General features: G+C 71.9%; 22 protein-coding genes. 14 read left to right on the top strand and 8 right to left on the bottom strand.

The window, feature by feature from the left end; translation table 11 throughout:
- Window positions 1–23 precede the first annotated feature (23 nt).
- Window positions 24–2,027, top strand: a complete 2,004-nt coding sequence (locus tag OCS65_RS17890; RefSeq protein ID WP_006937243.1) for a S9 family peptidase — start codon at window positions 24–26, stop codon at window positions 2,025–2,027.
- 118 nt (window positions 2,028–2,145) lie between these two features.
- On the opposite strand, the gene OCS65_RS17885 is transcribed toward OCS65_RS17890, so the two are convergent.
- Window positions 2,146–3,096, bottom strand: a complete 951-nt coding sequence (locus OCS65_RS17885; RefSeq protein WP_263507383.1) for a TIGR03621 family F420-dependent LLM class oxidoreductase — start codon at window positions 3,094–3,096, stop codon at window positions 2,146–2,148.
- 101 nt (window positions 3,097–3,197) lie between these two features.
- On the opposite strand from OCS65_RS17885, the gene OCS65_RS17880 reads away from it, so the two are divergent.
- The 9 genes from OCS65_RS17880 to proB all read left to right on the top strand — a co-directional run bounded on the left by OCS65_RS17880 (window position 3,198) and on the right by proB (window position 15,262).
- Window positions 3,198–5,873 (top strand): valine--tRNA ligase, encoded by a 2,676-nt coding sequence (locus OCS65_RS17880; RefSeq protein WP_050035073.1) that lies wholly within the window; start codon window positions 3,198–3,200, stop codon window positions 5,871–5,873.
- A complete protein-coding gene (gene folC / locus OCS65_RS17875; protein ID WP_263507382.1) occupies window positions 5,870–7,303 on the top strand; it encodes a bifunctional tetrahydrofolate synthase/dihydrofolate synthase in 1,434 nt (477 codons plus the stop codon). Before OCS65_RS17880 ends, folC begins: the two co-directional genes overlap by 4 nt.
- Window positions 7,300–7,725, top strand: coding sequence for a DUF4233 domain-containing protein (locus OCS65_RS17870; protein ID WP_006937236.1), 426 nt, complete (start codon window positions 7,300–7,302; stop codon window positions 7,723–7,725). Before folC ends, OCS65_RS17870 begins: the two co-directional genes overlap by 4 nt.
- 16 nt (window positions 7,726–7,741) lie before the next feature.
- Window positions 7,742–8,161 (top strand): nucleoside-diphosphate kinase, encoded by a 420-nt coding sequence (gene ndk, locus OCS65_RS17865; RefSeq protein WP_006937234.1) that lies wholly within the window; start codon window positions 7,742–7,744, stop codon window positions 8,159–8,161.
- 385 nt (window positions 8,162–8,546) lie between these two features.
- Window positions 8,547–11,654 carry a translation initiation factor IF-2 N-terminal domain-containing protein gene (locus tag OCS65_RS17860; protein ID WP_072635051.1) on the top strand — a complete coding sequence of 1,036 codons (3,108 nt, stop codon included), beginning with the start codon at window positions 8,547–8,549 and terminating at the stop codon, window positions 11,652–11,654.
- 205 nt (window positions 11,655–11,859) lie between these two features.
- Window positions 11,860–12,171: a 50S ribosomal protein L21 gene (rplU, locus tag OCS65_RS17855; RefSeq protein WP_006937230.1), complete on the top strand. Its 312-nt coding sequence runs from the start codon at window positions 11,860–11,862 to the stop codon at window positions 12,169–12,171.
- A gap of 36 nt (window positions 12,172–12,207) precedes the next feature.
- A complete protein-coding gene (gene rpmA, locus OCS65_RS17850) occupies window positions 12,208–12,471 on the top strand; it encodes a 50S ribosomal protein L27 (protein WP_006937229.1) in 264 nt (87 codons plus the stop codon).
- Window positions 12,472–12,671: 200 nt separating this feature from the next.
- Window positions 12,672–14,129: a GTPase ObgE gene (gene obgE, locus OCS65_RS17845; RefSeq protein ID WP_006937227.1), complete on the top strand. Its 1,458-nt coding sequence runs from the start codon at window positions 12,672–12,674 to the stop codon at window positions 14,127–14,129.
- A gap of 32 nt (window positions 14,130–14,161) precedes the next feature.
- Complete coding sequence (gene proB / locus OCS65_RS17840; RefSeq protein WP_006937225.1) at window positions 14,162–15,262, top strand: glutamate 5-kinase; 1,101 nt, start codon at window positions 14,162–14,164, stop codon at window positions 15,260–15,262.
- 10 nt (window positions 15,263–15,272) lie between these two features.
- Here the strand turns inward: proB and OCS65_RS17835 are convergent, their stop codons facing one another.
- The 6 genes from OCS65_RS17835 to OCS65_RS17810 form a co-directional block, all read right to left on the bottom strand.
- A complete protein-coding gene (locus OCS65_RS17835; RefSeq protein ID WP_072635053.1) occupies window positions 15,273–16,106 on the bottom strand; it encodes an NAD-dependent protein deacetylase in 834 nt (277 codons plus the stop codon).
- 21 nt (window positions 16,107–16,127) lie between these two features.
- Entirely contained in the window at window positions 16,128–17,063 is a 936-nt protein-coding gene (locus tag OCS65_RS17830; protein ID WP_029543149.1) for a D-isomer specific 2-hydroxyacid dehydrogenase family protein, read from the bottom strand.
- A gap of 49 nt (window positions 17,064–17,112) precedes the next feature.
- The gene (locus OCS65_RS17825) at window positions 17,113–17,508 is read right to left on the bottom strand and encodes an ectoine synthase (protein WP_006937217.1); all 396 of its coding nucleotides are present in this window, start codon (window positions 17,506–17,508) and stop codon (window positions 17,113–17,115) included.
- A 55-nt stretch (window positions 17,509–17,563) separates the two neighbouring features.
- On the bottom strand, window positions 17,564–18,844 hold the full coding sequence (ectB, locus tag OCS65_RS17820) for a diaminobutyrate--2-oxoglutarate transaminase (protein ID WP_006937215.1): 1,281 nt from the start codon (window positions 18,842–18,844) through the stop codon (window positions 17,564–17,566).
- Between the two features lie 43 nt (window positions 18,845–18,887).
- Window positions 18,888–19,319: a diaminobutyrate acetyltransferase gene (gene ectA / locus OCS65_RS17815; RefSeq protein ID WP_006937213.1), complete on the bottom strand. Its 432-nt coding sequence runs from the start codon at window positions 19,317–19,319 to the stop codon at window positions 18,888–18,890.
- Window positions 19,320–19,568: 249 nt separating this feature from the next.
- Window positions 19,569–21,671, bottom strand: coding sequence for a RecQ family ATP-dependent DNA helicase (locus OCS65_RS17810; RefSeq protein ID WP_006937211.1), 2,103 nt, complete (start codon window positions 21,669–21,671; stop codon window positions 19,569–19,571).
- A gap of 567 nt (window positions 21,672–22,238) precedes the next feature.
- Between OCS65_RS17810 and OCS65_RS17805 the strand changes: the two genes are divergently transcribed.
- Window positions 22,239–23,792 carry an acetyl-CoA hydrolase/transferase family protein gene (locus OCS65_RS17805; protein WP_029543155.1) on the top strand — a complete coding sequence of 518 codons (1,554 nt, stop codon included), beginning with the start codon at window positions 22,239–22,241 and terminating at the stop codon, window positions 23,790–23,792.
- A gap of 20 nt (window positions 23,793–23,812) precedes the next feature.
- Here the strand turns inward: OCS65_RS17805 and OCS65_RS17800 are convergent, their stop codons facing one another.
- Window positions 23,813–24,412 (bottom strand): DUF3515 domain-containing protein, encoded by a 600-nt coding sequence (locus OCS65_RS17800; protein WP_043796598.1) that lies wholly within the window; start codon window positions 24,410–24,412, stop codon window positions 23,813–23,815.
- Between the two features lie 145 nt (window positions 24,413–24,557).
- Between OCS65_RS17800 and OCS65_RS17795 the strand changes: the two genes are divergently transcribed.
- From OCS65_RS17795 to OCS65_RS17785, 3 genes are read left to right on the top strand one after another with little or no spacing between them, the layout of a single operon-like run.
- Window positions 24,558–25,469: a thiamine-phosphate kinase gene (locus OCS65_RS17795; RefSeq protein WP_420833252.1), complete on the top strand. Its 912-nt coding sequence runs from the start codon at window positions 24,558–24,560 to the stop codon at window positions 25,467–25,469.
- Window positions 25,470–25,479: 10 nt separating this feature from the next.
- Window positions 25,480–26,001: a gamma carbonic anhydrase family protein gene (locus tag OCS65_RS17790; protein WP_006938031.1), complete on the top strand. Its 522-nt coding sequence runs from the start codon at window positions 25,480–25,482 to the stop codon at window positions 25,999–26,001.
- A 17-nt stretch (window positions 26,002–26,018) separates the two neighbouring features.
- Window positions 26,019–26,696, top strand: coding sequence for a uracil-DNA glycosylase (locus OCS65_RS17785; RefSeq protein ID WP_006938032.1), 678 nt, complete (start codon window positions 26,019–26,021; stop codon window positions 26,694–26,696).
- The last annotated feature ends 9 nt before the right edge of the window (window positions 26,697–26,705 follow it).

Here is a 26,705-nt window from a genome sequence, read left to right as displayed (position 1 = left end):
GGCGAGCACTACCCTCGGGCACCATGACCGCATTCGACGACCTCGACGACTATCTCGCTCTCCCTCGCGTCACCGCGCTCGCGCTGTCGCCGGACGGGACCCGCGTCGTGATCGCCCAGTCCACCCTGGACGAGGAGGGGACCGGGTACGTCGGGGCGCTGTGGGAGGTCGACCCGCAGGGGCATGCGCCCGCCCGGCGGCTCACATGGGGTGCGAAGGGCGAGTCGAATCCCGTCTTCACCGCCGCCGGCGACCTGCTGTTCACCGCCGCCCGGGCCGACGGGACGGACGGCGACGACGCCCCCGCCGCGCTGTGGCGGCTGCCCGCCGCCGGCGGCGAAGCACAGCGCGTGGTCTCCCGCAAGGGTGGGGTGCGCGGCGTGTGGGCGGCCGAGGCGGCGGACCGGATCGTGGTGACGGCGGACGTACTCGGCCGCACCGACGGCGACGACGAGCGGATCCGGGACGCCCGCAAGAAGCGCAAGGTCTCCGCCGTGCTGCACACCGGATACCCGGTGCGCCACTGGGATCACGACCTCGGACCGGCCGAACCGCACCTGCTCGCCCTCGCGGACGGCCCACACGCGCCCCTGTCGGACCTGACCCCCGGGCCCGGAGGCGCCCTGCGTGAGGCGTCCCTCGACCTCGCCGCCGACGGCAGCTTCGTCGTCACCACCTGGTCGGTGCCCGGGCCGCTCGCGTCCCGCCGCACCACCCTGGTGCGCATCGACACCGACACCGGACTGCGCACCGTCCTCGTCGACGACGAGGCCGCCGACGTGTTCGCCCCCGCGATCGCGCCGGACGGCACCCGGGTGGCGTTCCTGCACGAGACGCACTCCGACCCCGAGACGGCGCCGCGAATCACTCTGCGGCTGTTCGACCTTCGATCGGGTGAGACGACCCAGCTGGTGCCCGGGTGGGACCGGTGGCCGACGTCGGTCGTCTGGCGGCCCGACTCCGGGGCCCTGCTCGTGACCGCCGACGAACACGGCCGCGCCCCGATCTTCCAGGTGGCGCTGTGGGCCGACGTCCCCACGCCGTTGACCACCGACGCCGCCGCCTACACCGACCTGCGCGTCGCGCCCGACGGAACGTGCGTCTACGCCCTGCGCGCCGCCTACGACACACCGCCGCACCCGGTGCGGATCGCGCTCGACGCCCCCGGCACCGTCACCGCGCTGCGCGCCCCCGCGGAGCAGCCCGAACTGCCCGGCCGCCTCACGGAGATCACCACCGCCGCCGCCGACGGCACCCCGCTGCGGGCCTGGCTGGCCCTGCCGGCCACCGCCGATCCCGACGCGCCCGCGCCACTGCTGCTGTGGATCCACGGCGGCCCGCTCGGCTCCTGGAACACCTGGTCGTGGCGGTGGAACCCGTGGCTGCTCGTCGCCCGCGGCTACGCCGTGCTGCTCCCGGACCCCGCGCTGTCCTCCGGTTACGGGCAGGACTTCGTCCAACGCGGGTGGGGCCGCTGGGGCAAGGAGCCCTACACCGATCTGATGGCCCTGACCGATGCGGCGATCGAACTACCCGAGATCGACGCCGAGCGCACCGCCGCGATGGGGGGATCCTTCGGCGGCTACATGGCCAACTGGATCGCCGGGCACACCGACCGATTCCACGCGATCGTCACCCACGCGAGCCTGTGGGCCCTGGACCAGTTCGGGCCCACCACGGACTCGGCCTGGTACTGGGCCCGGGAGATGACTCCCGAGATGGCGGTGGAGAACTCGCCGCACCTGTACGTCGCCGACATCGTCACCCCCATGCTGGTGATCCACGGCGACAAGGACTATCGCGTGCCGATCGGGGAGGGACTGCGGCTGTGGTACGAGCTGCTGTCCGAGTCGGGGGTACCCGCCGCCGCCGACGGCTCCACCGTGCACCGCTTCCTCTACTTTCCCGACGAGAACCACTGGGTGCTCAGCCCCCAGCACGCGAAGATCTGGTACGAGGTGGTCGAGGCGTTCCTCTCGGAGCACGTGCTCGCGCGCCCCCGGGAACTGCCCGAGGTGCTCGGCTGACGCGGATCGCGCCGGTGCGCGGCTGACGACGCGGATCGCGCCGGTGCGCGGCTGACGACGCGGATCGCACCGGTGCGCGGCTCGGGATTCGAGCAGCATCTCCGCCGGGGGGCGACGCTCACCCGCCCAGCATCCGCACCCGTTCCAGCACCGGGGCGAAGGCCTCGAGATACGGCCCGTGGACGGTGTAGTAGGTGAAGCCGTAGCGGTCGCGGTTGCGCAGGACCTGATCGGCCATCCGTTCCACCGTGCCGATCAGTGCGAACGGCGTGTCCAGCAGCTCCTCGACGCTCATCATCGGACCGTAGCGCTCGAGCAGTGCCCGCGCCGCGCCCTCTCGGTCGTCGGTCACCACGACCGCCTGGACCAGCACCTGCCACTCGAGGCGGTCCGCGCGGGCGCCGGCGCGCTCACGGGCGAACCGCACGCGCTCGTCGGCCTCGGTGGCCGTCGCGATGCGCAGCACCCCGGGCGCCTGCCCCGGCACCTGCACGGCACCGGCCACCCCCACGATGTCGGCGCGCTCGGCCGCCAGCTGCAGCACCCGGTCCCCGGTGCCGCCGATCAGCAGCGGGGGACCGGTACCGCCGAACCCGCGCCGCTGGACCGGCTGCAGCGGTGCCAGGCCCATGCCGGCGCGCAGCTCGGCCTGTTGCGGGTACCCACCCTCCGCGAAGCGGCGCCCCAGACCGTCGATCAGGGCCTCGAGCCGATCGACGCGGCGGCCGATCGGCTCCCAGCCGATGCCGGCCTCGTCGAATTCCCACTTCATGTGCCCGGCGCCGAGGCCGAGCTCGAGCCGGCCGCCGGTGAGGACGTCGGTGGTCGCGACGTCGCGGGCCAGCAGCTCCGAATTCCAGAACGGGGCGTTGAGGACGAGCGTGCCCACCCGCAGCCGCTCGGTCGCCTGCGCCGCGGCGACGAGCGTGGGAAACGGCGCGGCGACCCCCAGGTGGTCCGCGGCGAACAGCGTGTCGTACCCGAGGGCCTCGATGCGGCGGCACCGGCCGGCGAACGCGCCGGCCGACTCCAGGGCGAAGACGTTCGTGGCGAAGCGGAACTCGTTCACATCTGTCACGGTGCCGTACCCGTGATCCGCAGTCCAGCAGGCCCGCTCCGGGTCCGTGGGGCGTGTGCAGGCGGTTTGCCTCCGCTGACTACGATTGCGGGGTGACCAGTGCGCCAGAGAACCACCAGAACCCCGCCGACGCCCTCCCCAAGAGCTGGGACCCCAGCACCGTAGAGGACGAGCTGTACCAGGGCTGGGTGGACGCCGGTTACTTCGTCGCCGATCCGTCCAGCGACAAGCCCGGCTACTCGATCGTGCTGCCGCCGCCGAACGTCACCGGAAGCCTGCACATGGGCCACGCCCTCGACCACACCCTGATGGACGCGCTGTCGCGCCGCAAACGCATGCAGGGCTACGAGGTGCTCTGGCTGCCCGGCATGGACCACGCCGGCATCGCCACCCAGACCGTCGTCGAGAAGCAGCTCGCGGTGGACGGGAAGGCCAAGGAGGACTTCGGCCGCGAACTGTTCGTCGACAAGGTCTGGGACTGGAAGCGCGAATCGGGCGGCACCATCCAGGGCCAGATGCGCCGCATCGGCGACGGCGTCGACTGGTCCCGCGACCGGTTCACCATGGACGAGGGCCTTTCGCGGGCCGTGCAGACGATGTTCAAGCGGCTCTACGACGACGGGCTGATCTACCGGGCCGAGCGACTGGTGAACTGGTCGCCCGTGCTGCAGACCGCGATCTCCGACATCGAGGTCAAGTTCGAGGAGGTCGAGGGCGAACTCGTGTCGCTGCGCTACGGCTCCCTCAACGACGACGAGCCGCACGTGATCGTCGCCACCACCCGGGTGGAGACGATGCTGGGCGACACGGCCGTCGCGGTGCACCCGGACGACGAGCGCTACAAGCACCTGGTCGGCACCACCCTCGAGCACCCCCTCACCGGCCGGCGGATCCCCGTGATCGCCGACGAGTACGTCGACCCCGAATTCGGCACCGGCGCCGTGAAGATCACGCCCGCGCACGACCCCAACGACTTCGAGATGGGCCTGCGGCACAACCTGCCGATGCCCACCATCATGGACAAGGCCGGCAAGATCGCCGACACCGGAACGCAATTCGACGGCATGGACCGGTTCGAGGCGCGGGTCAAGGTGCGCGAGGCGCTGGCCGAGCAGGGGCGGGTCGTCGCCGAGAAGCGTCCCTACCTGCACAGCGTCGGTCACTCCGAGCGCAGCGGCGAGACCATCGAGCCCCGGCTGTCGATGCAGTGGTGGGTCAAGGTCGATGCGCTCGCCGAGGCGGCGGGCGACGCGGTCCGCAACGGCCACACCGTGATTCACCCGGCCAGCCAGGAACCGCGCTGGTTCGCCTGGGTCGACAACATGCACGACTGGTGCATCTCGCGGCAGTTGTGGTGGGGGCACCGCATCCCGATCTGGTACGGCCCCGACGGCGAGGTCGAGTGCTTCGGTCCGGACCAGACCGCCCCCGAGGGGTGGGAGCAGGACCCCGACGTGCTCGACACCTGGTTCTCCTCGGGCCTGTGGCCGTTCTCCACGATGGGCTGGCCCGACAAGACGCCGGAGCTCGAAAAGTTCTATCCCACAAGCGTGCTCGTCACCGGTTACGACATCCTGTTCTTCTGGGTGGCCCGGATGATGATGTTCGGCCTGTACGTCGCGAACGACGAGGCGATCACCGCCGGCGGGAAGTCCGGCGTCCAGGTGCCGTTCAAGGACCTGTTCCTGCACGGCCTCGTGCGCGACCAGTACGGCAAGAAGATGTCCAAGTCGCGCGGCAACGGCATCGATCCGCTGGACTGGGTGGAGCGGTACGGCGCCGACGCACTGCGCTTCACCCTGGCCCGCGGCGCCAACCCCGGGAGCGACCTCGCCGTGGGCGAGGACCACGCGCAGTCCTCCCGCAACTTCGCCAACAAGCTGTTCAACGCGACCAAGTTCGCCCTGATGAACGGCGCCGTCGTCACCGAGCTGCCGGCGCGCGCTGCGCTCACCGACGCGGACCGGTGGATCCTCGACCGGCTCGAGCAGGTCCGCGCCGAGGTCGACGAGGCGTTCGAACGGTTCGAGTTCTCCAAGGCGTGCGAGGCGCTCTACCACTTCGCGTGGGACGAGGTGTGTGACTGGTACCTCGAGCTCGCCAAGGTGCAGCTCGCCGACGGCAGCGAGTACGCGGAGGGGACCAAGGCGGTCCTCGGCAACGTCCTCGACCAGCTGCTGCGCCTGCTGCACCCGGTGATCCCGTTCGTCACCGAAACCCTCTGGAAGGTGCTCACCGGCGGCGAGTCCGTGGTCGTCGCGTCGTGGCCGGGCACCAGCGGGGTCGCGGCCGACGCCGACTCCGCGCGCCGCGTCGAGGATCTGCAGAAGCTCGTCACCGAGGTCCGCCGCTTCCGCAGCGACCAGGGCCTCAAGCCGTCGCAGAAGGTCGCCGCGCGGCTCACCGAGATCGACGCCGCCGACCTGGCCGCCCAGGTGCCGGCCGTGCGGTCGCTGGCGCGACTGACCGAGCCGGCGGACGGGTTCTCCGCCACCGCCTCCATCGAGGTGCGCCTGTCCCGCGCCACCGTCACCGTCGAGCTGGACACCTCCGGCACCGTCGACGTGGCGGCCGAGCGTGCCCGGCTGGGCAAGGACCTCGCGGTCGCCGAGAAGGAGCTCGCGGGCACGTCCGCCAAGCTCGGCAACGAGGCGTTCCTCGCCAAGGCGCCCGCGGCGGTCGTCGAGAAGATCACCGCCCGCAAGCAGATCGCGGAGGAGGAGATCGCCCGGATCACCTCCCGACTCCAGGAGCTGGGGTCGGCGTGAGCGAGGACCGGTCCGCGGCGACGCCGGCGCAGCCTTCGCCGGTCGACCTGGCCGAGCTGACCCTCGTCGAGGCCGAACTCGACAAGCGCTGGCCCGAAACGAAGATCGAGCCGTCTCTCACCCGGATCGCGGCGCTGATGGATCTGCTCGGATCCCCGCAGCGCAGCTATCCGGCCATCCAGATCGCCGGCACCAACGGCAAGACGTCGGTGAGCCGGATGATCGACGCCCTGCTGACCCGGTTGCACCGGCGGACCGGCCGCACCACGAGCCCGCACCTGCAGCTGGCCACTGAGCGGATCAGCATCGACGGAGCGCCGGTCTCGCCGCGCACCTACGTCGACACCTATCGCGAACTCGAGCCGTACGTCGCGATGATCGACGCCCAGTCGCAGGCTGCGGGCGGCCCGGCGATGAGCAAGTTCGAGGTGACCACGGCGATGGCCTTCGCCGCGTTCGCCGAGGCTCCCGTCGACGTCGCCGTCGTCGAGGTGGGGCTCGGTGGCACCTGGGACGCCACCAACGTCGTGGAGGCGCAGGTCGCGGTGATCACCCCGATCGGGCTCGACCACACCGAGTACCTCGGTCCCGACCTCCCCACGATCGCGGGGGAGAAGGCCGGGATCATCAAGAAGGCTGCCGACGACGGGCTGGTTCCCCGCGACACCGTCGCCGTCCTGGCCCAGCAGGAGCCCGAGGTGATGGAGGTGCTGCTGCGACGGGCCGTCGAGGCGGATGCCGCCGTGGCGCGCGAGGGCTCCGAGTTCAAGGTCCTGGCCCGGCGCATCGCCGTGGGGGGTCAGCAGCTCGAGCTGCAGGGCCTGGGCGGGGTGTACACCGACATCTTCCTGCCGCTGCACGGCGAGCACCAGGCCCGCAACGCCTCGCTCGCGCTCGCCGCCGTGGAGGCGTTCTTCGGCGCCGGCGCCGACCGGCAGCTCGACGGCGACGCGGTGCGCGCGGCGTTCGCGTCGGTGCTCAACCCGGGCCGGCTCGAACGGGTGCGCAGCGCCCCGACGGTCTTCCTCGACGCCGCCCACAACCCCCACGGGGCGAAGGCGCTCGCCGCGGCCCTGGCCGACGAGTTCGACTTCCGCAAGCTGGTCGGAGTGGTGTCGGTGATGGCCGACAAGGATGTGCCCGGCCTGCTCGACGCGCTCGAGCCGGTGTTCGACGAGATCGTCGTCACCCACAACGGTTCGCCGCGGGCCATGGACGTCGACGAGCTCGCCGACCTGGCCGTGGCCCGGTTCGGCGACGAACGCGTGGTGGTCGCGCAGACACTGCCCGACGCCCTCGAGACGGCCATCGCCATCGCCGAGGAGGTCGCCGAGCCGGGTGAGGCAGTATCGGGGGCGGGCGTCGTGGTCACCGGTTCGGTGGTGACCGCCGGCGCCGCCCGCACTCTCTTCGGAAAGGACCCCGCGTGAGCGAGGCAGCTGACAACCCCGGCGAATCGCCGGATCGGGACTCCGCCGTCCGGCCCCCGGCGAAGGACCCGTGGAAGGGACTGCGCGGCGTCATGGCCGGCACGCTCGTCCTCGAGGCCATCGTGGTCCTGCTCGTGCTGCCGGTCGTCGCGGTCATCGGTGGGGGGCTGACGTGGTTCTCGGGCGGCTACATCGTGCTCCTCGCCGTCGCGATGATCGCGGGCGCCGGGCTGCAGGGCCGGCCGTGGGCGCTCTGGTACAACCTCGCGCTGCAGGTGCTGACCCTGCTGGGCTTCGTGGTGGACCTGTCGCTCGGCATCGTCGGCGTGCTCTTCAGCGTGGTCTGGGGCTACATCCTGTACCTGCGCAAGGACATGAAGGACCGCGAGGCGCGGGGTCTGCTGCCGGGGCAGCGGGGCTGACCACTACGCTGTGCGCGTGACTGAGCGGACCCTGGTACTGATCAAGCCCGACGGCGTGGCCCGTCGTCATGTCGGAGAGATCCTCTCGCGCATCGAGCGCAAGGGACTCGACATCGTGGCACTCGAGCTGCGCACCGCCACCGAGGAGGTGGCCGCCGCCCACTACGCCGAGCACGAGGGCAAACCCTTCTACCCCGGCCTGATCGAGTTCATCACCTCGCGCCCGCTGGTCGCGGCCGTGCTCGAGGGCCCCCGGGCCATCGCCGCGTTCCGTCAGCTCGCGGGCGGCACCGATCCGGTGGAGAAGGCCGTTCCCGGCTCCATCCGCGGTGATCTCGGGCTCGACGCCGGGGAGAACCTGGTGCACGGCTCCGACTCGGTGGAGTCCGCCGAGCGCGAGATCGCCCTCTGGTTCCCCGCCCTCGCCGGGTCCTGATCCGTATCGACTGCCCCGCCACGGCGCCCTCCGGGGCGCCGTTGGCGTATCCACGGACCTCTGTGTGGGATACTGAGGTAGGTCGCCCCGCTTCGAGTGTTGCGGAACGACCGAACGACATCACGGATCGATGCCCGACATCGCTGTGACCGGGGACGCAGGAGACACCTCGCTCGGTTGCACGCTGGATGCACCGGCGCTCGATCCGCGATCCAGCCAGGCACCGCTCGGCCGTGCAGTGAAAACGGGCACCGGACGACCGCGCGATGCGAGACCGCACATCTCGCGCCTCCCGGTGCGAGCACACACAGACAGCGCCCTCGCGTGGCCGCGTCACATCGCTCGAGACGAGGATGGACGCGCCCGGGGGCCCGAGGAGACCTACGTGGCCGAACAAGCGCCGCCGAACGACAATTCCAACGAAGAGGGCACCGTGGTGCTGCCGCCGAAGATGCGCGTGCACGCCCTTGCCAAACTGCTCGGCCTGACCAGCAAACAGGTCATGGCCAAGGCCGCCGACCTCGGCACCGAGCTGCGCAGTGCCCACTCGAGCCTGCAGCGCGACCTCGCCGAACAGATCCGCGCCGCGCTCGGCGCACCGGCCGAGGCCGAACCGGTGCCCACCGCGGAAGCCGCACCGGAACCGGTGGGTGAGGCGCCCGAGGTGCCCGCCGGAGAGGCCGCCGTCGCGGTGCCCGCCGAGGTCCCCGTGGAGGAGCCGGCGGCCGCGGTCCAGGACACTACCGCTCAGGAACCCGCCGCGGAGTCCGTCGAGGCACCCGCGGCCCCGGCCCTGTTCACCGGCGTGGAGCAGGAGACCCCGGTGTTCGCCGCGCCGGAACCGAGCACCGCCGAGCCCGTCGTCAGCGCACCGCTGTTCCTGCAGCCGGAGGTCACCACTCCCGTCGAGGCCCCGCCCCGTCGACGCCGTTCCCGGCGAGCGGCCGAGGCACCCGAGCCCGCCGTCGCCGAGGAGGTCACCGAGGAGACCGCCGCGGTGGAGGAACCGGCCGAGGAGACCGCCGAGGAGGAGGAGCCGCGTCGGCGCCGTCGTGGCCGCCGTGGCCGTGGCCGTGGCCGCGGCGAACAGCCCGAGACGCAGGACGAGACCACCGCCGAGGAGGGGACAGCTGCGGCGGAGGCCGAGGAAGCGGAGGCCGAGGAGCCGACGGAGGCCGAGGAGCCGACGACGGAGGAAGCCGCGACCGCCGGGCCGGAGGCCGGGGAGGCCGAAGGCGGGGAGGCCGAGCAGGCCGAGGCCGAGCAGGCCGAGGCCGAGGAGGAGTCCGCGGAAGGTCCCTCGCGCCGTCGTCGCCGTCGTCGTCGCCGCAAGGGCAGCGCGGACGGCGCCGAGACCGTCGCCGAGGACGACTCGGTCCCCACCGTCGTCCACGAGCGCGAGCCGCGGCCCAAGGCCCGCGCCGCCAAGGACGAGGTGCAGGGCATCACCGGTTCCACCCGGCTCGAGGCCAAGCGCCAGCGCCGCCGCGACGGCCGGGACGCGGGCCGCCGTCGGCCCCCGATCCTCACCGAGTCGGAGTTCCTCGCCCGTCGCGAGTCCGTCGACCGCGTCATGGTGGTGCGGGAGAAGACCGGTGACGGTGCGCACCCCGGGAACATCACGCAGGTCGCGGTCCTCGAGGACGGCGTCCTGGTCGAGCACTTCGTGACCAGCGCCGGATCCGGTTCGATGGTCGGCAACATCTTCCTCGGCCGTGTCCAGAACGTGCTTCCCTCGATGGAGGCGGCGTTCATCGACATCGGCAGGGGCCGCAACGGCGTCCTCTACGCCGGCGAGGTCAACTGGGAGGCCGCCGGGCTCGGCGGCAACTCCCGCAAGATCGAGCAGGCCCTCAAGCCGGGTGACCGGGTGCTCGTGCAGGTCAGCAAGGACCCGGTCGGGCACAAGGGCGCCCGCCTGACCACGCAGATCAGCCTCGCCGGCCGATTCCTGGTGTACGTGCCGGGCGGCTCGTCCACCGGCATCAGCCGCAAGCTGCCCGACACCGAGCGCAAGCGGCTCAAGGAGATCCTGCGCGAGATCGTCCCGGCCGAGGCCGGCGTGATCATCCGCACCGCGGCGGAGGGCGTGAGCGAAGACGAGCTCGCCCGCGACGTGCAGCGCCTGCAGACGCAGTGGGCTTCCATCGAGGAGCAGGCCGCCAAGCTCGAGTCCGACGGCTCGGGGCAGCCGAAGACCCTCTACGAAGAGCCCGACCTGCTGGTCAAGGTGATTCGCGACCTGTTCAACGAGGACTTCTCCAAACTCGTCATCGAGGGCGAGAACGCCTGGACCACCGTCGAGAGCTACATCCGCACCGTCGCACCGGACATGGTGCCCCGCGTGGAGCGGCACGATCCCGACTCGGGTGGACGCGACGTGTTCGCCGCCCACCGCATCGACGAGCAGCTCGCCAAGGCGCTCGACCGCAAGGTGTGGCTGCCGTCCGGTGGCACGCTCGTCATCGATCGCACCGAGGCGATGACCGTCGTCGACGTCAACACCGGCAAGTTCACCGGGGCCGGCGGCAATCTCGAAGAGACCGTCACCCGCAACAATCTCGAGGCGGCCGAGGAGATCGTGCGGCAGATGCGGCTGCGCGACATCGGCGGCATGATCGTCGTCGACTTCATCGACATGGTGCTCGAGTCGAACCGCGACCTGGTGCTGCGACGCCTCACCGAGGCGCTCGGCCGGGACCGCACCCGCCACCAGGTCTCCGAGGTGACCTCGCTGGGGCTCGTGCAGATGACGCGCAAGCGGCTCGGCACGGGTCTGGTGGAGGCGTTCTCCACCACGTGCGAGCACTGCCACGGCCGCGGCATCGTCGTGCACAGCGAACCCGTCGAGGCCGGCGCGGCCGAGGACGGTGGGCGGCCCGCCCGTGCCGAGAGCGGCTCCCGGCGCCGCCGGGGCCGTGACCGCGGCGCCCAGCCGGAGGCGGCGACGACCGAGACGGCCGCGCCCGCGCCGGTACCCGAGGTGGCGACAGTGGACGCGACCGTCAAGCGTGCCCACCCGGTGGCCCTGGCGATGGCTGCGCACCACGGGAACCACGACGAGAACCCGGCGGAATCCGGCGCCGAGCAGGCGCAGGCAGCGCCGGCCGCGCCGGCCCAGCCGGCCGAAACACGCGAGGCCCAGCCGGCCGAAACACGCGAGGCTGAGCCGGCCGAATCACGCAAGGCTGGGCCCGCCGACACGCGCGAGGCGCGGCCGGCCGAAGCACCGGAGGCCGAAAAGCAGGCAGCGGAGCCGGCGGCCCGTCGCCGTCGCCGGGTCTCACGGGCCGCCGCGGCCCCGACGGGCGACGGCACCGGCGCCGGCACCGTCTTCGTGGTGCCCACACCGGCCCCCGCACCGGAGCCTGCGGCGGTGGCCGCCGCGCCGGTCCCGGACGGGGAGAACGCCGAGCCGGTGGTCGTTCGACGGCCGCGTCGTCGCCGGGCCGCGGGCCGGCCCGCCGGCCCGCCGGTCGAAGCACAGGCATGAGGTCCGACCGGGCCCGACACCGCGCGGGCCCGGTTTGACCCTGGCAGTCACCTTCCCGTAATCTTGGTCAGTCGCTACTCGGCGATACGGCCCTGCTGCGCCCGATGCGGGAAGGTGGCGGGCCCCGAGTCAGCAACCACACCAGACCAGTCGCGTTGCACACCGTGGCGCGAGCACGTTCGAACTAGCAAGGGGTAGCCGTCCGATGGCAACGTACGCGATCGTCAAGACCGGCGGTAAGCAGTACAAGGTCGCTGAGGGCGATCTCGTCAAGGTCGAGAAGATCGAGGGTGAGCCCGGCACTGCTGTCTCGCTTGCTCCGGTCCTCGTCGTCGACGGAGCCGAGCTGACCACCGACGCCGACAAGCTGGCGAAGGTCACGGTCACCGGCGAGATCGTCGAGCACACCAAGGGCCCGAAGATCCGCATCCACAAGTTCAAGAACAAGACCGGCTACCACAAGCGCCAGGGTCACCGTCAGAAGCTGACGGTCCTGAAGGTCACCGGCATCAAGTAATTCGGGCTTCCGCTTCAAACCCCAGGAGGGTTCGTCATGGCACACAAGAAGGGCGCATCCAGCTCCCGTAACGGTCGCGATTCGAACGCCCAGCGTCTCGGCGTCAAGCGCTTCGGCGGCCAGGCCGTCAACGCCGGTGAGATCCTGGTGCGCCAGCGCGGCACCCACTTCCACCCCGGCGTGAACGTCGGCCGTGGCGGCGACGACACGCTGTTCGCCCTCGCTGCCGGTGCCGTCGAGTTCGGCACCAAGCGTGGTCGCAAGACGGTCAACATCGTTCCGGTCGCGGCAGACGCCTGATCTGCCGTCCGAATCGGACACCGCGGAGGTTCCCTTCGCACATACTCCCAGTAGGGGCGGACCAGGGTCGCACACCCGGGTCCGCCCCTACTGTTTTCGGGACGACCGGTACCGGTCGTTCCGGCACAACTCCGGTAGTCCCGGCACAGTGGGGCTACCGGTCGACACAACAGTTCCACCATTCGACGGAGGTCCACCCCATGTCCCGCTTCATCGACCGGGTGGTGCTGCACGTCACCGCCGGCAAGGGTGGTAACGGCTGCGCCTCCGTCCATCGCGAGAAGTTCAAGCCGCTCGGCGGCCCCGACGGCGGTAACGGCGGCAACGGCGGCAACGTCGTGCTCGAGGTGGACGAGGGGGTCCACACCCTCCTCGACTTCCACTTCCACCAGCACGCGAAAGCCACGAACGGCACGCAGGGCGCGGGCAGCAACCGCGACGGCGCCAACGGCGGCGACCTCGTGCTCAAGGTGCCCGACGGCACCGTCGTGCTCGACAAGGACGGCCGGATCCTGGCCGACATGGTCGGCGCCGGCACTCGCTTCGTCGCCGCCCACGGTGGCCGCGGCGGCCTCGGCAACGCGGCCCTGGCGTCGAAGGCCCGCAAGGCCCCCGGCTTCGCCCTGCTCGGCGAGGAGGGGGAGGAGCGCGACCTCGTCCTCGAACTCAAGTCCGTCGCCGACGTCGGGCTGGTCGGGTTCCCGTCCGCAGGCAAGTCCTCGCTGGTGTCGGTGCTCTCCGCGGCCAAGCCGAAGATCGCCGACTACCCGTTCACCACCCTCGTTCCCAACCTCGGGGTCGTGCAGTCGGGCGACACCACGTTCACCGTCGCCGACGTGCCGGGCCTGATCCCCGGCGCCAGCCAGGGCCGCGGTCTCGGCCTGGACTTCCTGCGTCACCTCGAGCGCTGCGCCGTGCTCGCGCACGTCGTCGACTGCGCGACGCTCGAGCCGGGGCGCGATCCCGTCTCCGACATCGACGCACTCGAGGCCGAGCTGGCCGCCTACCAGCCGGCGTTGTCCGGCGACAGCAGCCTGGGCGACCTCGCCGATCGTCCCCGCATCGTCATCCTCAACAAGGTCGACGTGCCGGACGCCGCGGAACTCGCCGATTTCGTCACCCCCGAGCTCGAGGAGCGGGGCTGGCCGGTGTTCCGGATCTCCGCCGTCAGCCGGGAAGGGCTGCGGCCGCTGACCTTCGCGTTGGCGCGGATGGTGGAGGAGTACCGGCAGGCGCATCCGCCGGCCGCGCCGCGGCGGCCGGTCATCCGGCCCGTCGCCGTCGACGAGACCGGCTTCAGCGTCGTCGCCGACCCCGAGACGCCGGGTGGCTTCATCGTGCGCGGCACCCGGCCCGAGCGCTGGGTGCGTCAGACGGCGTTCGACAACGACGAGGCCGTCGGCTACCTCGCGGATCGGCTCGCCCGCCTCGGTGTCGAGGACGAACTCGTCAAGCAGGGCGCCGAACCGGGTGCCTCCGTCACCATCGGCGACGTCTCGTTCGAGTGGGAGCCGCAGACCCAGGCCGGCGTGGACGTCGTGCCCACCGGCCGGGGCACCGACGCCCGCCTCGACCAGGTCGATCGGGTCGGCGCCGCCGAACGCCGCCACGCCAAGCGGGTCCGCCGCGGTCTCGCGACCGACGACGACGAGTTCTGACCACTGCACCTCGAGCCCAGAAGCAGGAGATCGTGAGCGATACCCGGGAGGCCGTCGCCGGCGCGCGCCGCGTCGTGGTGAAGATCGGCTCGTCCGCCATCACCAGCCTGGTCGGCGGCCTCGACCGGGACCGTCTCGACTGCCTGGTCGACGCTCTCGAAGAGCGCATGCGCTCCGGCTCGGACGTCGTGGTGGTGTCCTCCGGCGCGGTCGGCGCCGGCCTCGCCCCGCTGGGCCTGACCATCCGGCCCCGCGACCTGGCCACCAAGCAGGCCGCGGCCAGCGTCGGACAGCTTGCCCTGGCCCACGCGTGGGGCACCTCCTTCGCCCGATACGGCCGCACCGTCGGGCAGGTGCTGCTCACGGCCGACGACATCGCGCGGCGCACCCAGCACCGCAATGCCCAGCGCACCCTCGACCGGCTGCGCGCGCTGCACGCCGTGCCCGTGGTCAACGAGAACGACACCGTCGCGACCGCCGAGCTGCGGTTCGGCGACAACGATCGCCTCGCCGCGCTCGTCGCGCACCTCGTCGGCGCCGACGCGCTGATCCTGCTCTCCGACGTCGACGGCCTCTACGACGGCGATCCCCGTAAGGGCGACGCCCACCTCATCGCGGAGGTGACGAGCCCGGAGGACCTCGACGGCGTCGTCGCCGGGTCCGGGGGCGCCCTCGGCACGGGCGGTATGGCGTCGAAGCTGTCCGCCGCGCGCCTGGCCGCGGATTCGGGTGTGCCGGTGCTGCTCACCGCCGCGTCGCAGGCCGACCGTGCCCTCGGTGCCGCGGACGTGGGCACCGCGTTCGCGGCCCGGCCCGACCGGATGTCGGCGCGGCGTTTCTGGGTGCGGCACGCCGCCGACACCCACGGCACCCTGCACCTGGACGCGGGCGCGGTACGGGCGGTGGTGGAACGGCGCCGCTCGCTGCTCGCGGCGGGCATCACGGGAATGAGCGGGCGCTTCCACGGTGGGGACGTGGTGGCGCTGGTCGGTCCCGACGGCCGCACGGTGGGACGCGGCGTGGTGGCCTACGATGCCGCCGAGCTGGACTGGATGATCGGGTTCTCCACGCGGCAGCTGCCGGCGGACCTGCAGCGGCCGGTGGTGCACGCGGACGATCTCGTGACGCTGTAGGCGCGGGCGGTCACCGGCCGGACGTGGCCGCCGGTGCCGCGGTGACCAGGGCCGTGAGCACCTCCGAGCAGCCCGCGTCGACCTTCACGGTGGCGAGGGGATCGCCGCGCGTGACGCCACGGTTGACCACGGCCACCGGCATGCGGCGCTTGGCGGCGTGCCGCACGAACCGCAACCCGGACATCACCGTCAGGGAACTGCCGACCACGAGCAGGGCCTCCGCCTCGTCGACGAGCGCGAAGGCGCGCTCCACGCGCTCGCGTGGCACCGATTCACCGAAGTAGACGATGTCCGGCTTGAGCATCCCCCCGCACCGCTCGCAGTCCACCATGCGGAAGCTGCCGGTGTCGTCGACGACCGCGTCGGCGTCCGGCGCCACCTCGAGACCCGTCGTCCCCCGAACCCGTTCGAGGAAGCCCGGATTGGCGGCGGTGAGCCGCTCGGCGAGGGTGAAGCGCGAGATCCGGAGGTCGCACGCCAGGCAGCGCACCTGCGCGTAGCAGCCGTGCAGGTCGATCACCCGCCGGCTCCCGGCCTTGGTGTGCAGCAGGTCCACGTTCTGGGTCAGGACGCCCAGGACGGTGCCGCGGCGTTCGAGCGCGGCGAGGGCGCGGTGCCCGGCGTTCGGCCGTGCGGAGTCCATGTGCCGCCACCCGACATGGTTGCGCGCCCAGTAGCGGCGCCGGAATTCCGGATCCCCGACGAACTGCTGATAGGTCATCGGGTTGCGGGGTGGCGCGCCGGGGCTGCGGTAGTCCGGGATGCCGGAGTCGGTCGAGATGCCCGCGCCGGTGAGCACGCACAACCGCCGGCCGTCGAGCAGGTGGTGCAGCGGTTCGATCACCCCGTCCAGGGTAGCGGCGTGTCAGTACCCGGCGCTCGGGTCGACGACCGCGGCGAGATCGAGGCCGGCCGCGAAGCGCGTGACGTTCTCGGTCACGTGCTCGGCGAACGCGGGGATGCGCAGCGCCGGGGGATTGGAGTCGTGCGGGGTGATCATGGCGTTGCGCAGCGACCACAGCGGGTGCCCGTCCGGCAGCGGTTCCGGGTCCGTGACGTCCAGGCCGGCGCCCGCGATGACGCGGCGGCTCAGGGCGTCCACCAGCGCGTCGGTGTCGACGAGGCTGCCGCGGGCAACGTTGATCACCCAGGCGGTCGGCTTCATCGCGGCCAGCTCGTCGGCGCCCACCAGTTGCTCGGTCTCGGCCGTGGCGGGGGCGGCGATCACGAAATGGTCTGCGCGGGGCCATACTTCGTCGATCCGTGCGACGGGGACCGTCTCCACGGCGCCCGGGACGGGGCGGCCGCTGCGGGTGACCGCGAGCGCCTGGGCGCCGAGCGAACCGAGCATGGGGATCAGGGCCCGGCCGATGCCACCCGCCCCGATGATCCCGACGGTGGCGCCGCGCAGGGTGCCCAGCTGGGGGTAGAACACGCTCGGGGTCCACGACGTGGCCGCCAGGTGGTCGGGCAGCGCCCGCACGCCGGCGAGCAGCAGCATGAGCGCGTGTTCGGCGACCGTCGCGGCGAACGCCCCGGCGGCCGACGTCCACGTCACCTGGGGGTGAGCGCGGATGACGCCGGCGTCGAACCAGTCCTCCACGCCGGCGGCGGGCAGCTGAACCCACCGCACCGACGCCGGCAGCACCGCGGGGAACTCGTCCGGTCCGGCGGTCCAGACCACCGCGTCCGGGCGGTCGTCGAACCCGCACACGCGACCGCCGCCGGCCCCGATCGCCCGGTCGAACACGATGTCCGGGGCGGGGCCGACGGCGATGCGCGGCTGTCGCTCGTAGGTCATGGCTCCGACTCTAGGCGCGAACGCCCGGCCGGTCACTCGCTGCGGGCACTCAGACGACCTCGACGAGGGGGTACACGCCGTTCTCGTCGTGGACCTCCCGGCCGGTGACCGGCGGGTTGAACACGCAGAACATGCGCATCCGGGTGTCCGGCTCGACGCGGTGCCGCTCATGGCCGTTGAGCAGGTACATCGTGCCGGGTGCGAGCGGGTACACGGTGCCGGTCTCGAGGTCGGTGAGGGTGCCGGTGCCCTCGATGAGCCACACCGCCTCGATGTGGTTCGCGTAGTGGAACTCGTTGACGGTGCCGGCCTCGATCGTGGTCTCGTGGAACGAGAACCCGACCTTGTCGCCGCCGAGCACGATGCGCTTGCTGCGCCAGTTGCCGTTGTCCGACGTGATGTCGCGCTCGGTGCCGGTGATTTCCTCGGTGGTACGGACGATCATACGTAAGTCCTTCGGAAGCTTGTCTTCTCGTGCATGGGTCGACGGCGGCCGGGGGTCAGGCCCGGACCACCGAGGTGGCCTCGCACAGGATGTTCAGACCGTGCTCGAGCTCGTCGTCGCTGATCGTCAGCGGCGGAAGCAGCTTGACGACCTCGTCGGAGGGGCCGGAGGTCTCCGCGAGCAGGCCCTGCTCGAACGCGAGGGCGCACACCTTCTGTGCGTCGTTCGGCTCGTCGAAGACCAGGCCCTGAACCATGCCGCGACCGCGGGTGGAGACGCCGTCGAACATGTCGGACAGGTTCATGAAGGTCTGCCGGATCCGCTCGCCCTTGCGCAGCGTCTCGCGCTCGAGGTGGTCGTCGGCCCAGTAGTGCTGCAGCGCCTTCGCCGCGGTGACGAACGCCGGGTTGTTGCCGCGGAACGTGCCGTTGTGCTCGCCCGGGCCCCACACATCGAGGTCGCGCTTGAACAGCGTGAGCGCCAGCGGCAGGCCGTACCCGCCGATCGACTTCGACAGGGTCACGATGTCCGGGGTGATCCCGGCGACCTCGAACGAGAAGAACGGGCCGGTGCGGCCGCAGCCCATCTGCACGTCGTCGACGATGAGCAGGATGTCGCGCTCGGCGCACAGATCCGCGAGGGCACGCAGCCACTCGGGGCGGGCGACGTTCACGCCGCCCTCGCCCTGCACGGTCTCCACGATCACCGCCGCCGGGCGGTTCAGACCGCTGCCGGAGTCGTCGAGCACGCGGGAGAACCAGTGGAAGTCCTCGGTGACGCCGTCGAAGTAGTTGTCGAACGGCATCGGGGTGGCGTGCACCAGCGGCACACCGGCCCCGGCCCGCTTCATGGAGTTGCCCGTCACCGACAGCGCACCCAGGGTCATCCCGTGGAATGCGTTGGTGAAGTTGATGATCGACTCGCGGCCGGTGACCTTGCGGGCGAGCTTGAGCGCCGCCTCGACCGAGTTGGTGCCCGTCGGGCCGGGGAACTGGACCTTGTAGTCGAGGCCGCGGGGGGCCAGGATGTGGCTCTCGAACGACTCGAGCAGTTCCCGCTTGGCGACGGTGGACATGTCGAGGCCGTGGGTGATGCCGTCACCCATGATGTAGTCCACGAGCGCGGTCTTCAGGACCGGGTTGTTGTGCCCGTAGTTGAGGGCTCCCGCGCCGGCGAAGAAGTCGAGGTAGTCCTTGCCGTTCTCGTCGCGGAGCCACGATCCGGACGCCGTTTCGAACACGGTCGGCCAGCCGCGGCTGTAGCTGCGCACCTCGGATTCGAGGTAATCGAAAACGCTGTGCTTGGCGGGGGTTTCGGGGTGCTCCAGGATGGTCATTCGTCGTCCTCCTGCGGCGAATTCGCTTTCGCCGGTCGTGTATTCATTCGCCGATCGTGTAGAGATCCTCGGCCATGTGGGAATCGGGAAAATCCGAAGGGGTGAACAATTCGCTCCGGGTGATGCGCAGTCCGCGTCGCCGGGCGAGCGCGGTGAACAGCGCGATGGACGCCTCGTTGTCCGGGCTGACGGTCGTCTCGAGCCGGTTCACGCCGGTGTCGGCGAGCCGGTCCCACAGGCTGTCGAGCATCCGGCCGGCGATGCCGCGGCCGCGTTGGGCCTGGTCGACGGCCACCTGCCAGACGAACAGCGTGTTCGGCGACTCGGGACGGCGGTAGCCGCTGACGAAACCCACCGCCTCGTCGTCCCCGCCGGTGGCGACGACCGAGGTCGCCGCGAAATCGCGGCACCAGAGCACGTATGCATAACTGGAATTGACGTCGAGCACTTTCGAATCACGCGCGATCTGCCACATGCGAATTCCGTCGGAAATACGCGGTGCGCGGAAATTCGGCTCGGTCGGCGCGCTCGCCGTTTCGGCGGGCGTACGGGGCGGGGTACTTCTCTGCGTCACAGGCGTCATAAGCGGTCTCGAACCTAACAACTTCGTGGGCGGGATTCACCCGCCTTGTCGGGATCCGTCGCCGGGTACCCCGGCTCCGCGCAGGTGAGACACCCATGTGAGAAGAGTCACTTCGTGTAGCGCCCGGGCCGAGCGCGGCGATTATTTCGGGCTCGCCAGCGCCAGCGGCAGCACCGCGGAGGCCCCGGCCCGGATCAGGGTCCGCGCCGCCATCGTCATCGTCCAGCCGGTGTCGGTGACCGCGTCGACGAGCAGGATCGGCCCCCGGGTTCCGCTGAGGTCGGGGCTCTCCCACGCGTCCACGAGGCCGGCGATCCGGTACGCCGAGTTCGCTGCCGTCACCGGGGGCCGGCCGGGCCGGGCACGCAGCACGCCGAGATCCTCGAGCCGGCCGAGCTGCGCCAGCCGCGCCGCGAGGGAACCGACCAGGCGAGGATGGGTCGCCGACTCCACGGCCATCACCGCGGTCGGGCGATCCGACCAGTCCCACGCCTTGAGCACCGCCACGGCGGCCTGCACCACCGCGTCGGGCACCGGCGCGTCGGGGCCGTCCAGCAGCGCCCGCAGCCGCGGACCCCATCCGAGGTCCGACAGCCGGCCGAGTACCCGGCCCGGCTCGGGCCCGTCGGTGATCTTCCCGGACAATGCCACGCCGAGTTTGGCCATTCCCGTCGGCCACTGCCGCCGCGGCGGCAGGTCCACCCCCGGCCGGTCCAGCCGGGCCCGCACCCGGCCCAGCTCGGTGTCGTCGACGTCCGCCGGCCACCGCGCCCCGCAGCAGTTGTCGCACCGCCCGCAGCCCGGGGTGTCGGACGTCAGGTCGGGATCGTCGAGCTGGGTGCGCAGGAACACCATCCGGCACCGGGTGGTCCGCTCGTACTCGAGCATCGCCTCCTGCTCGGCCTCGCGGGCCCGCTCGAGCGTCGCGTACCGGGCGGCGTCGTACTCCCAGGGCACGCCGGTGGCGATCCAGCCGCCCTTCACCCGGCGTACCGCACCGTCCACGTCGAGCACCTTGAGCACCATCTCCAGCCGGGACCGGTTGAGGTCGACCAACGGCTCGAGGGCCTGCGTGGACTGCGGCCGCTCCGGCTCGAGCACCTCGATCACCCGCCGCACCACCTCCTCCCCCGGGAAGGCCACCGACGCGAACCAGCTCCAGATCTGCCGGTCCTCGGGACCCGGAAGCAGGATCACCTCCGCCCGCTCGGTCGCACGGCCCGCGCGACCGACCTGCTGGTAGTAGGAGATGGGTGAGGACGGTGCTCCCAGGTGCACCACGAACCCGAGGTCCGGCTTGTCGAAACCCATGCCCAGGGCCGAGGTGGCGATCAGGGCCTTGACCCGGTTGGCGAGGAGGTCCGCCTCCAGCTGCTCCCGCTCGGCCGGATCGGACTGCCCCGTGTATGCCGCGACGGTGTGACCGTGCTCGGAGAGCAGCGCGGCCAGGTCGTGCGCGGCCGACACGGTGAGGGTGTAGACGATCCCGGAACCGGGCAGCTCGTCGAGGTGCTGGGCGAGCCACGCCGCCCGGCGCGCGGGTTCGTCGATCCGCAGCACCGACAGGTGCAGCGACGGCCGGTCGAGACCACCGCGCAGCACCAGGGTCTCGCCCGTGCCCTCCCCGACGCCGAGCTGCGCGGCCACGTCCGCCACGACCCGGTCGTTCGCGGTCGCGGTGGTCGCGAGCACCGGAATGCCCTCGCCGATTTCGGTGACGAGGGTGCGGATGCGCCGGTAGTCCGGCCGGAAGTCGTGTCCCCAGTCCGAGACGCAGTGCGCCTCGTCGACCACCACCAGTCCGGCGTCGCGGGCGAGCGCCGGCAGCACCTGGTCGCGGAAGTCCGGGTTGTTGAGCCGCTCCGGGCTGACGAGCAGGACGTCCACCGCGCCCTCGGCGACCTGCCGGTGGATCTCCTCCCACTCGGTGACGTTGCCGGAATTGATCGTGGCCGCGCGGACGCCCGCGCGCTGCGCCGACTCGACCTGGTTGCGCATCAGGGCCAGGAGCGGGGAGACGATCACGGTCGGCCCGTGCCCGTGGGCGCGGAGCAGCTTGGCGGAGATGAAGTAGACGGCCGACTTGCCCCAGCCCGTGCGCTGCACGACCAGCGCTCGCCGGCGATGCACCACCAGTGCCTCGATGGCGCTCCACTGGTCCTCCCGCAACCGGGCGCCGGGTCCCGCCAGGTCGCGGAGCAGTCGTTCGGCTTCGTCGCGCAGATCCGTGGTGGCGGTGCTCATGGGACCTATCGTGCCGGACCGCGCCGACACCGTCCGTGCCGGACGAGGACGACACCGTCCGTGCCGGACGAGGACGACACCGTCCGTGCCGGACGAGGACGACACCGTCCGTGCCGGACGAGGACGACACCGTCCGTGCCGGACGAGGACGACACCGTCCGTGCCGGACGAGGACGACACCGTCCGTGCCGCCGCGAGGGGCGTCCGCGCCGGCCGTGGCGTTCGCTTCGGGGACGAACGTGCCGTGTTGCGCGACGAACGGGGTCGTTCCATCGGCGAACGACCCGTCGGTCCCGTCGGGCCGCCGCCGCCCGGCCCGGCGGCGGCGCGGCACGTCGGTCGCGCCGGAGTCGTCGGCGCCACGGTCGCCCCGACCCGGAGCCGCTGCGCTCGTTGCAATCGAACCGACTGCGAGACAGTTGCTTTCGAGGACCGGTGGGACGGCGGTTCGTTCGGCCGGGGGCCGTGGGTGCGGCACGCGGCGGGGTGAGTGGTCCGCGCCCCATCCGGTCCGCCGCTGTGACGGAGGCGTCGTCGGCCGCCGGGCGTGCTCGTACCCTGTTCGTTATGCAGACGCAGTTCCTCCGCCCCGCATCCGACTCCTCTCCGAGCCGAATCGACCATCCGGCGTTCCGGCAGAAGGTCGTGTCGGCGGAGGAAGCCGTCCGCTGGATCCAGCCCGGCCACACCGTCGCCATCAGCGGTTTCGCCAGTGCCGGCACGCCGAAGGCGATCACCCCGGCGCTCGCGGAACGCATCGGGGCCGCGCGCGCCGCCGGCACCGACTTCACGGTCAACCTCCTCACGGGCGCGTCGGTCTCCGCCGAGACCGAGCGGATGCTGTCGGAGGTGGCCGGCATCTCCCTGCGGATGCCGTACCAGGCCGAGCCCACCGCCCGCCGCAACATCAACAACGGCCGCATGGACTACGTGGACATCCACCTGTCCCACGTCGCCCAGCAGGTCTGGGAGGGCTACTACGGGCACGTCGACGTCGCGGTCGTCGAGGTCTCCGGCGTCACCGAGACCGGTGAGCTGATCCCGTCCGCGTCGATCGGCAACAACAAGACCTGGCTCGACGTCGCCGAGAAGGTGATCCTCGAGGTCAACTCGTGGATTCCGGCCGCGATGACGGGCATCCACGACGTGTACTACGGCACCGCGCTGCCGCCGCACCGCAAGCCGATCATGCTCACGGACGTCGAGGACCGCATCGGCCAGAGCACGTTCCGCGTCGACCCGGACAAGGTCGTCGCCGTCGTCGAGACCCACGCCCGCGACAGCGCCAGCCCGCTGACCCCGCCGGACGCGGTGAGCCAGGCGATCGCCGCGCACGTGCTCGACTTCTTCGAGCACGAGATCTCCCGCGGCCGGCTGCCCGCGGACACGCTCCTGCCGCTGCAGTCCGGCATCGGCAACGTGGCCAACGCCGTCCTCCAGGGTCTCGATGCCGGTCCCCACAAGGGTCTGACCTGCTACTCCGAGGTCATCCAGGACGGGATGCTGCACCTGATCAAGCACGGCACGGTCCGCTTCGCGTCCGCCACGTCGCTGGCGCTGAGCGAGGCCGGAATCGACGAGCTGGTGTCGAACATCGACTTCTACCGCGAGCACATCGTGCTGCGCCCTCAGGAGATCAGCAACCACCCCGAGATCGTGCGCCGCCTCGGCATCATCGCGATGAACGGCATGCTCGAGGCCGACATCTACGGCAACGTCAACTCCACCCACGTCATGGGCACCAAGATCATGAACGGGATCGGCGGATCCGGCGACTTCGCCCGCAACGGCTACCTGTCGATGTTCCTGAGCCCCTCCACCGCGAAGGGCGGCAGCATCTCGTCGATCGTGCCGATGGTGCCGCACGTGGACCACACCGAGCACGACGTGCAGGTCCTCGTCACCGAGCAGGGACTTGCGGACCTGCGCGGATTGTCGCCGCGGCGCCGCTCCCGGGTCGTCGTCGACAACTGCGCCCATCCGGACTACCGGGACATGCTGCACGACTACGTCGACCGGGCCGAGGCCGTGCCCGACGCCGGGCACACCCCGCACCTGCTCGGCGAGTCCCTGTCCTTCCACCAGCGTTTCCTGGAGTCGGGATCCATGCTGGCACAGTAGGTTCCGAGGGGCCGGCGCCGTCAGCCGCCGGCGACCGGCGCGGGGTCGATCGGCTGTTGCGGGAGCGACTGCGTGACCGCCGCCGATATCGTCTGCAGCGGAGTCGGACCCGAGCCGTTCGGCACTGTCAGCGCCACGTACACCGGGCGGTCCACGACGAACCACGTGCTCGCATCGATGCCCTCCGCGGCGCCGGACACCTCGAACCACTGGACGCCGTCGACCACCTGCAGCGCCGCCGCCTGATCGAACTCCGCCGGTCGCTCGAGCCCGCACCGCAGCACCACCGGCTCGCCCTCGACGGGCTGCCAGGCCGCGGCCCCCACCGGGGCCGGGTCGGCCAGCTCCGCGCGGCGGAGGTCGCCGACCTCCTCGGGCAGCGCCCCCAGCAGCGCCGCGCACTCCGGGGACTCGGCCTGCGGCGCCACCACCGGCCCCAGCGCTACGGGCGCCAGCTCCGGGGTGCGGTTCGCCAGCACCGCCGCCACCACGATGCCGATCAGCAACGCCACCGGCAGCGCGACGGCCGTGGCGATCAGGGCGGGACTGCGGTGGTGTTCGGCGTCGCCAGCGGGGGCGGGGTCGGGGTCGGGGTCGGGGGAGACTGTCGGCTCGGTCATAATCTCTCGAATTTGCGGGGACGGTAGCGTGGTCGAAACTACCGTGACCACCGACGCCCGCACCCCACCGACCCACGAACGGGAGGACCGCATCACCGCGCCCGACCGCACCGGCCCCACCGTCGCCGACCTCGGCGAGTTCCCCGTGATCGACCGTGCGGTCGCCGGGCGTCGCCAGCCCGCCACCACGCTCGTCGGACCGGGCCACGACGCGGCCCTCGTCGCCGCCGCCGACGGGCGCGTCGCCGTCTCCACGGACATGCTCGTCGAGGGCCGGCACTTCCGGCTCGACTGGTCCACCCCGCACGACGTCGGGCGCAAGGCCGTCGCCCAGAACGGCGCCGACGTCGCCGCGATGGGCGCGCGCCCCACCGCCTTCCTCGTCGGGCTCGGCTGCCCGCCGGACACCCCGGTCGACGTGCTCGACGGTGTCTCCGCCGGGATCGGCGAGGCCGCGGAGGCGCTCGGCGCCGGCGTCGTCGGCGGCGACCTGGTGCAGGCGTCGCAACTGATCGTCGCGGTGACCGTCCTCGGCGACCTCGACGGGCGCGCGCCGCTCCTGCGGTCTGCGGCCCGGCCCGGCGACACCGTCGCGCTGGCCGGATCCACCGGGCGCTCCGCCGCCGGGCTGGCCGTGCTCACCGCCGGCCTCGCCGGCCACCCGGACCTGGTGGCCGCCCACCAGGTGCCGGCGCCCCCGTACGCCGCGGGACCCGCGGCGGCGGCCGGCGGCGCCCACGCCGCGACCGACATCTCCGACGGCCTGCTCGCCGACCTCGGGCACATCGCCGCCGCATCCGGCGTCGCGATCGACGTCTCGCGCGAGCTGCTCGAACCCGGCGCCGAGCTGCGGGCCGCCGCCGCGGAACTCGGGGCCGACGTATGGGAGTGGGTGCTCACCGGCGGCGAGGACCACGCCCTTGCCGCGTGCTTCCCGCCGCACGTGCCGCTGCCGGCGGGCTGGCGGCCCGTCGGCACGGTGCGCGAGGGCGGCGGCGTCACCGTCGACGGCCACGGCCGGCCGGGTCCCGGAGGCTGGCAGAGCTTCTCGAGATAGGTTTCACAGCATGGCTGTGTATGCGCTCGGCGACCGTGTGCCCGATATCCATCCCGACGCCTGGGTCCACCCCGATGCGGTGGTCATCGGCAACGTCACCCTCGGCGCCCGCGCCTCGGTGTGGCCCACCGCGGTCCTGCGCGGTGACTACGGCCGGATCGTCGTCGGCGCCGAGAGCAACATCCAGGACGGGACGATCATCCACTGCACCGCCGTCGACGCCACCGTCATCGGCGCCGGCACCGTGGTCGGCCACAACGCCCACATCGAAGGCTCCACCATCGGCGACGGCTGCCTGATCGGGTCCGGTTCGCTCGTACTCAACGGCTCCGCCGTCGGCGACGGGGCGATCGTCGCGGCCGGCGCGCTCGTGGCCCCGCGTTTCCAGGTGCCGCCGCGGTCCATGGCGATCGGCGTACCCGCGAAGATCCGGGAGGGTTACGAGGTGCCGGAGGGCCACGTCGACGCCAACGCCAAGATGTACGCGGCGAACGCCGAGTACTACCGCAGCGCGCTGCGCAGGATCGACTGAGGGGCCGGGCACCACCGATGGCTGTACGACCCCTGCCGGAGATCGTCGAGGAAGGCTGGGCGCGGGCGCTGGCTCCCGTTGCCGCCGACATCGCCGCGATGGGCGACTTCCTGCGCGCCGAGAACGCCGCCGGACGCGGCTACCTGCCCTCCGGCGCGAACGTGCTGCGGGCCTTCACCCAGCCGTTCGACCGGGTGAAGGTGCTCATCGTCGGCCAGGACCCGTATCCGACGCCGGGTCATGCCGTCGGACTGAGCTTCTCGGTCGCGCCGGAGGTGCGTCCGGTGCCGCGCAGCCTGGCCAACATCTACCGCGAATACAGCGACGACCTCGGCCTGCCGACACCACCCAACGGCGACCTCACACCGTGGTCGGCACAGGGGGTGCTGCTGCTCAACCGCGTCCTGACGGTGCAACCCGGCCAGCCGGCGTCGCATCGGGGCAAGGGCTGGGAGAGCGTGACCGAGCAGGCGATCCGGGCGCTCGTCGCGCGCACCGCGCCGCTCGTCGCGATCCTGTGGGGCCGCGACGCGGCCACCCTCGAACCGATGCTCGGCGACGTGCCCACCGTGAAGTCGGCGCACCCGTCGCCGCTGTCGGCCTCCCGCGGGTTCTTCGGGTCCCGCCCCTTCAGCCGCGCGAACGCGCTGCTGACCGAGCAGGGCGGGGACCCGGTGGACTGGCGCCTGGCCTGAACGGGCGTG

It is taken from the genome of Rhodococcus aetherivorans, assembly GCF_025722975.1.
Classification (GTDB): domain Bacteria; phylum Actinomycetota; class Actinomycetes; order Mycobacteriales; family Mycobacteriaceae; genus Rhodococcus; species Rhodococcus aetherivorans.
The sequence above is the reverse complement of the archived record's forward strand: the minus strand, read 5'-3'. Positions and strand labels throughout refer to the sequence as shown.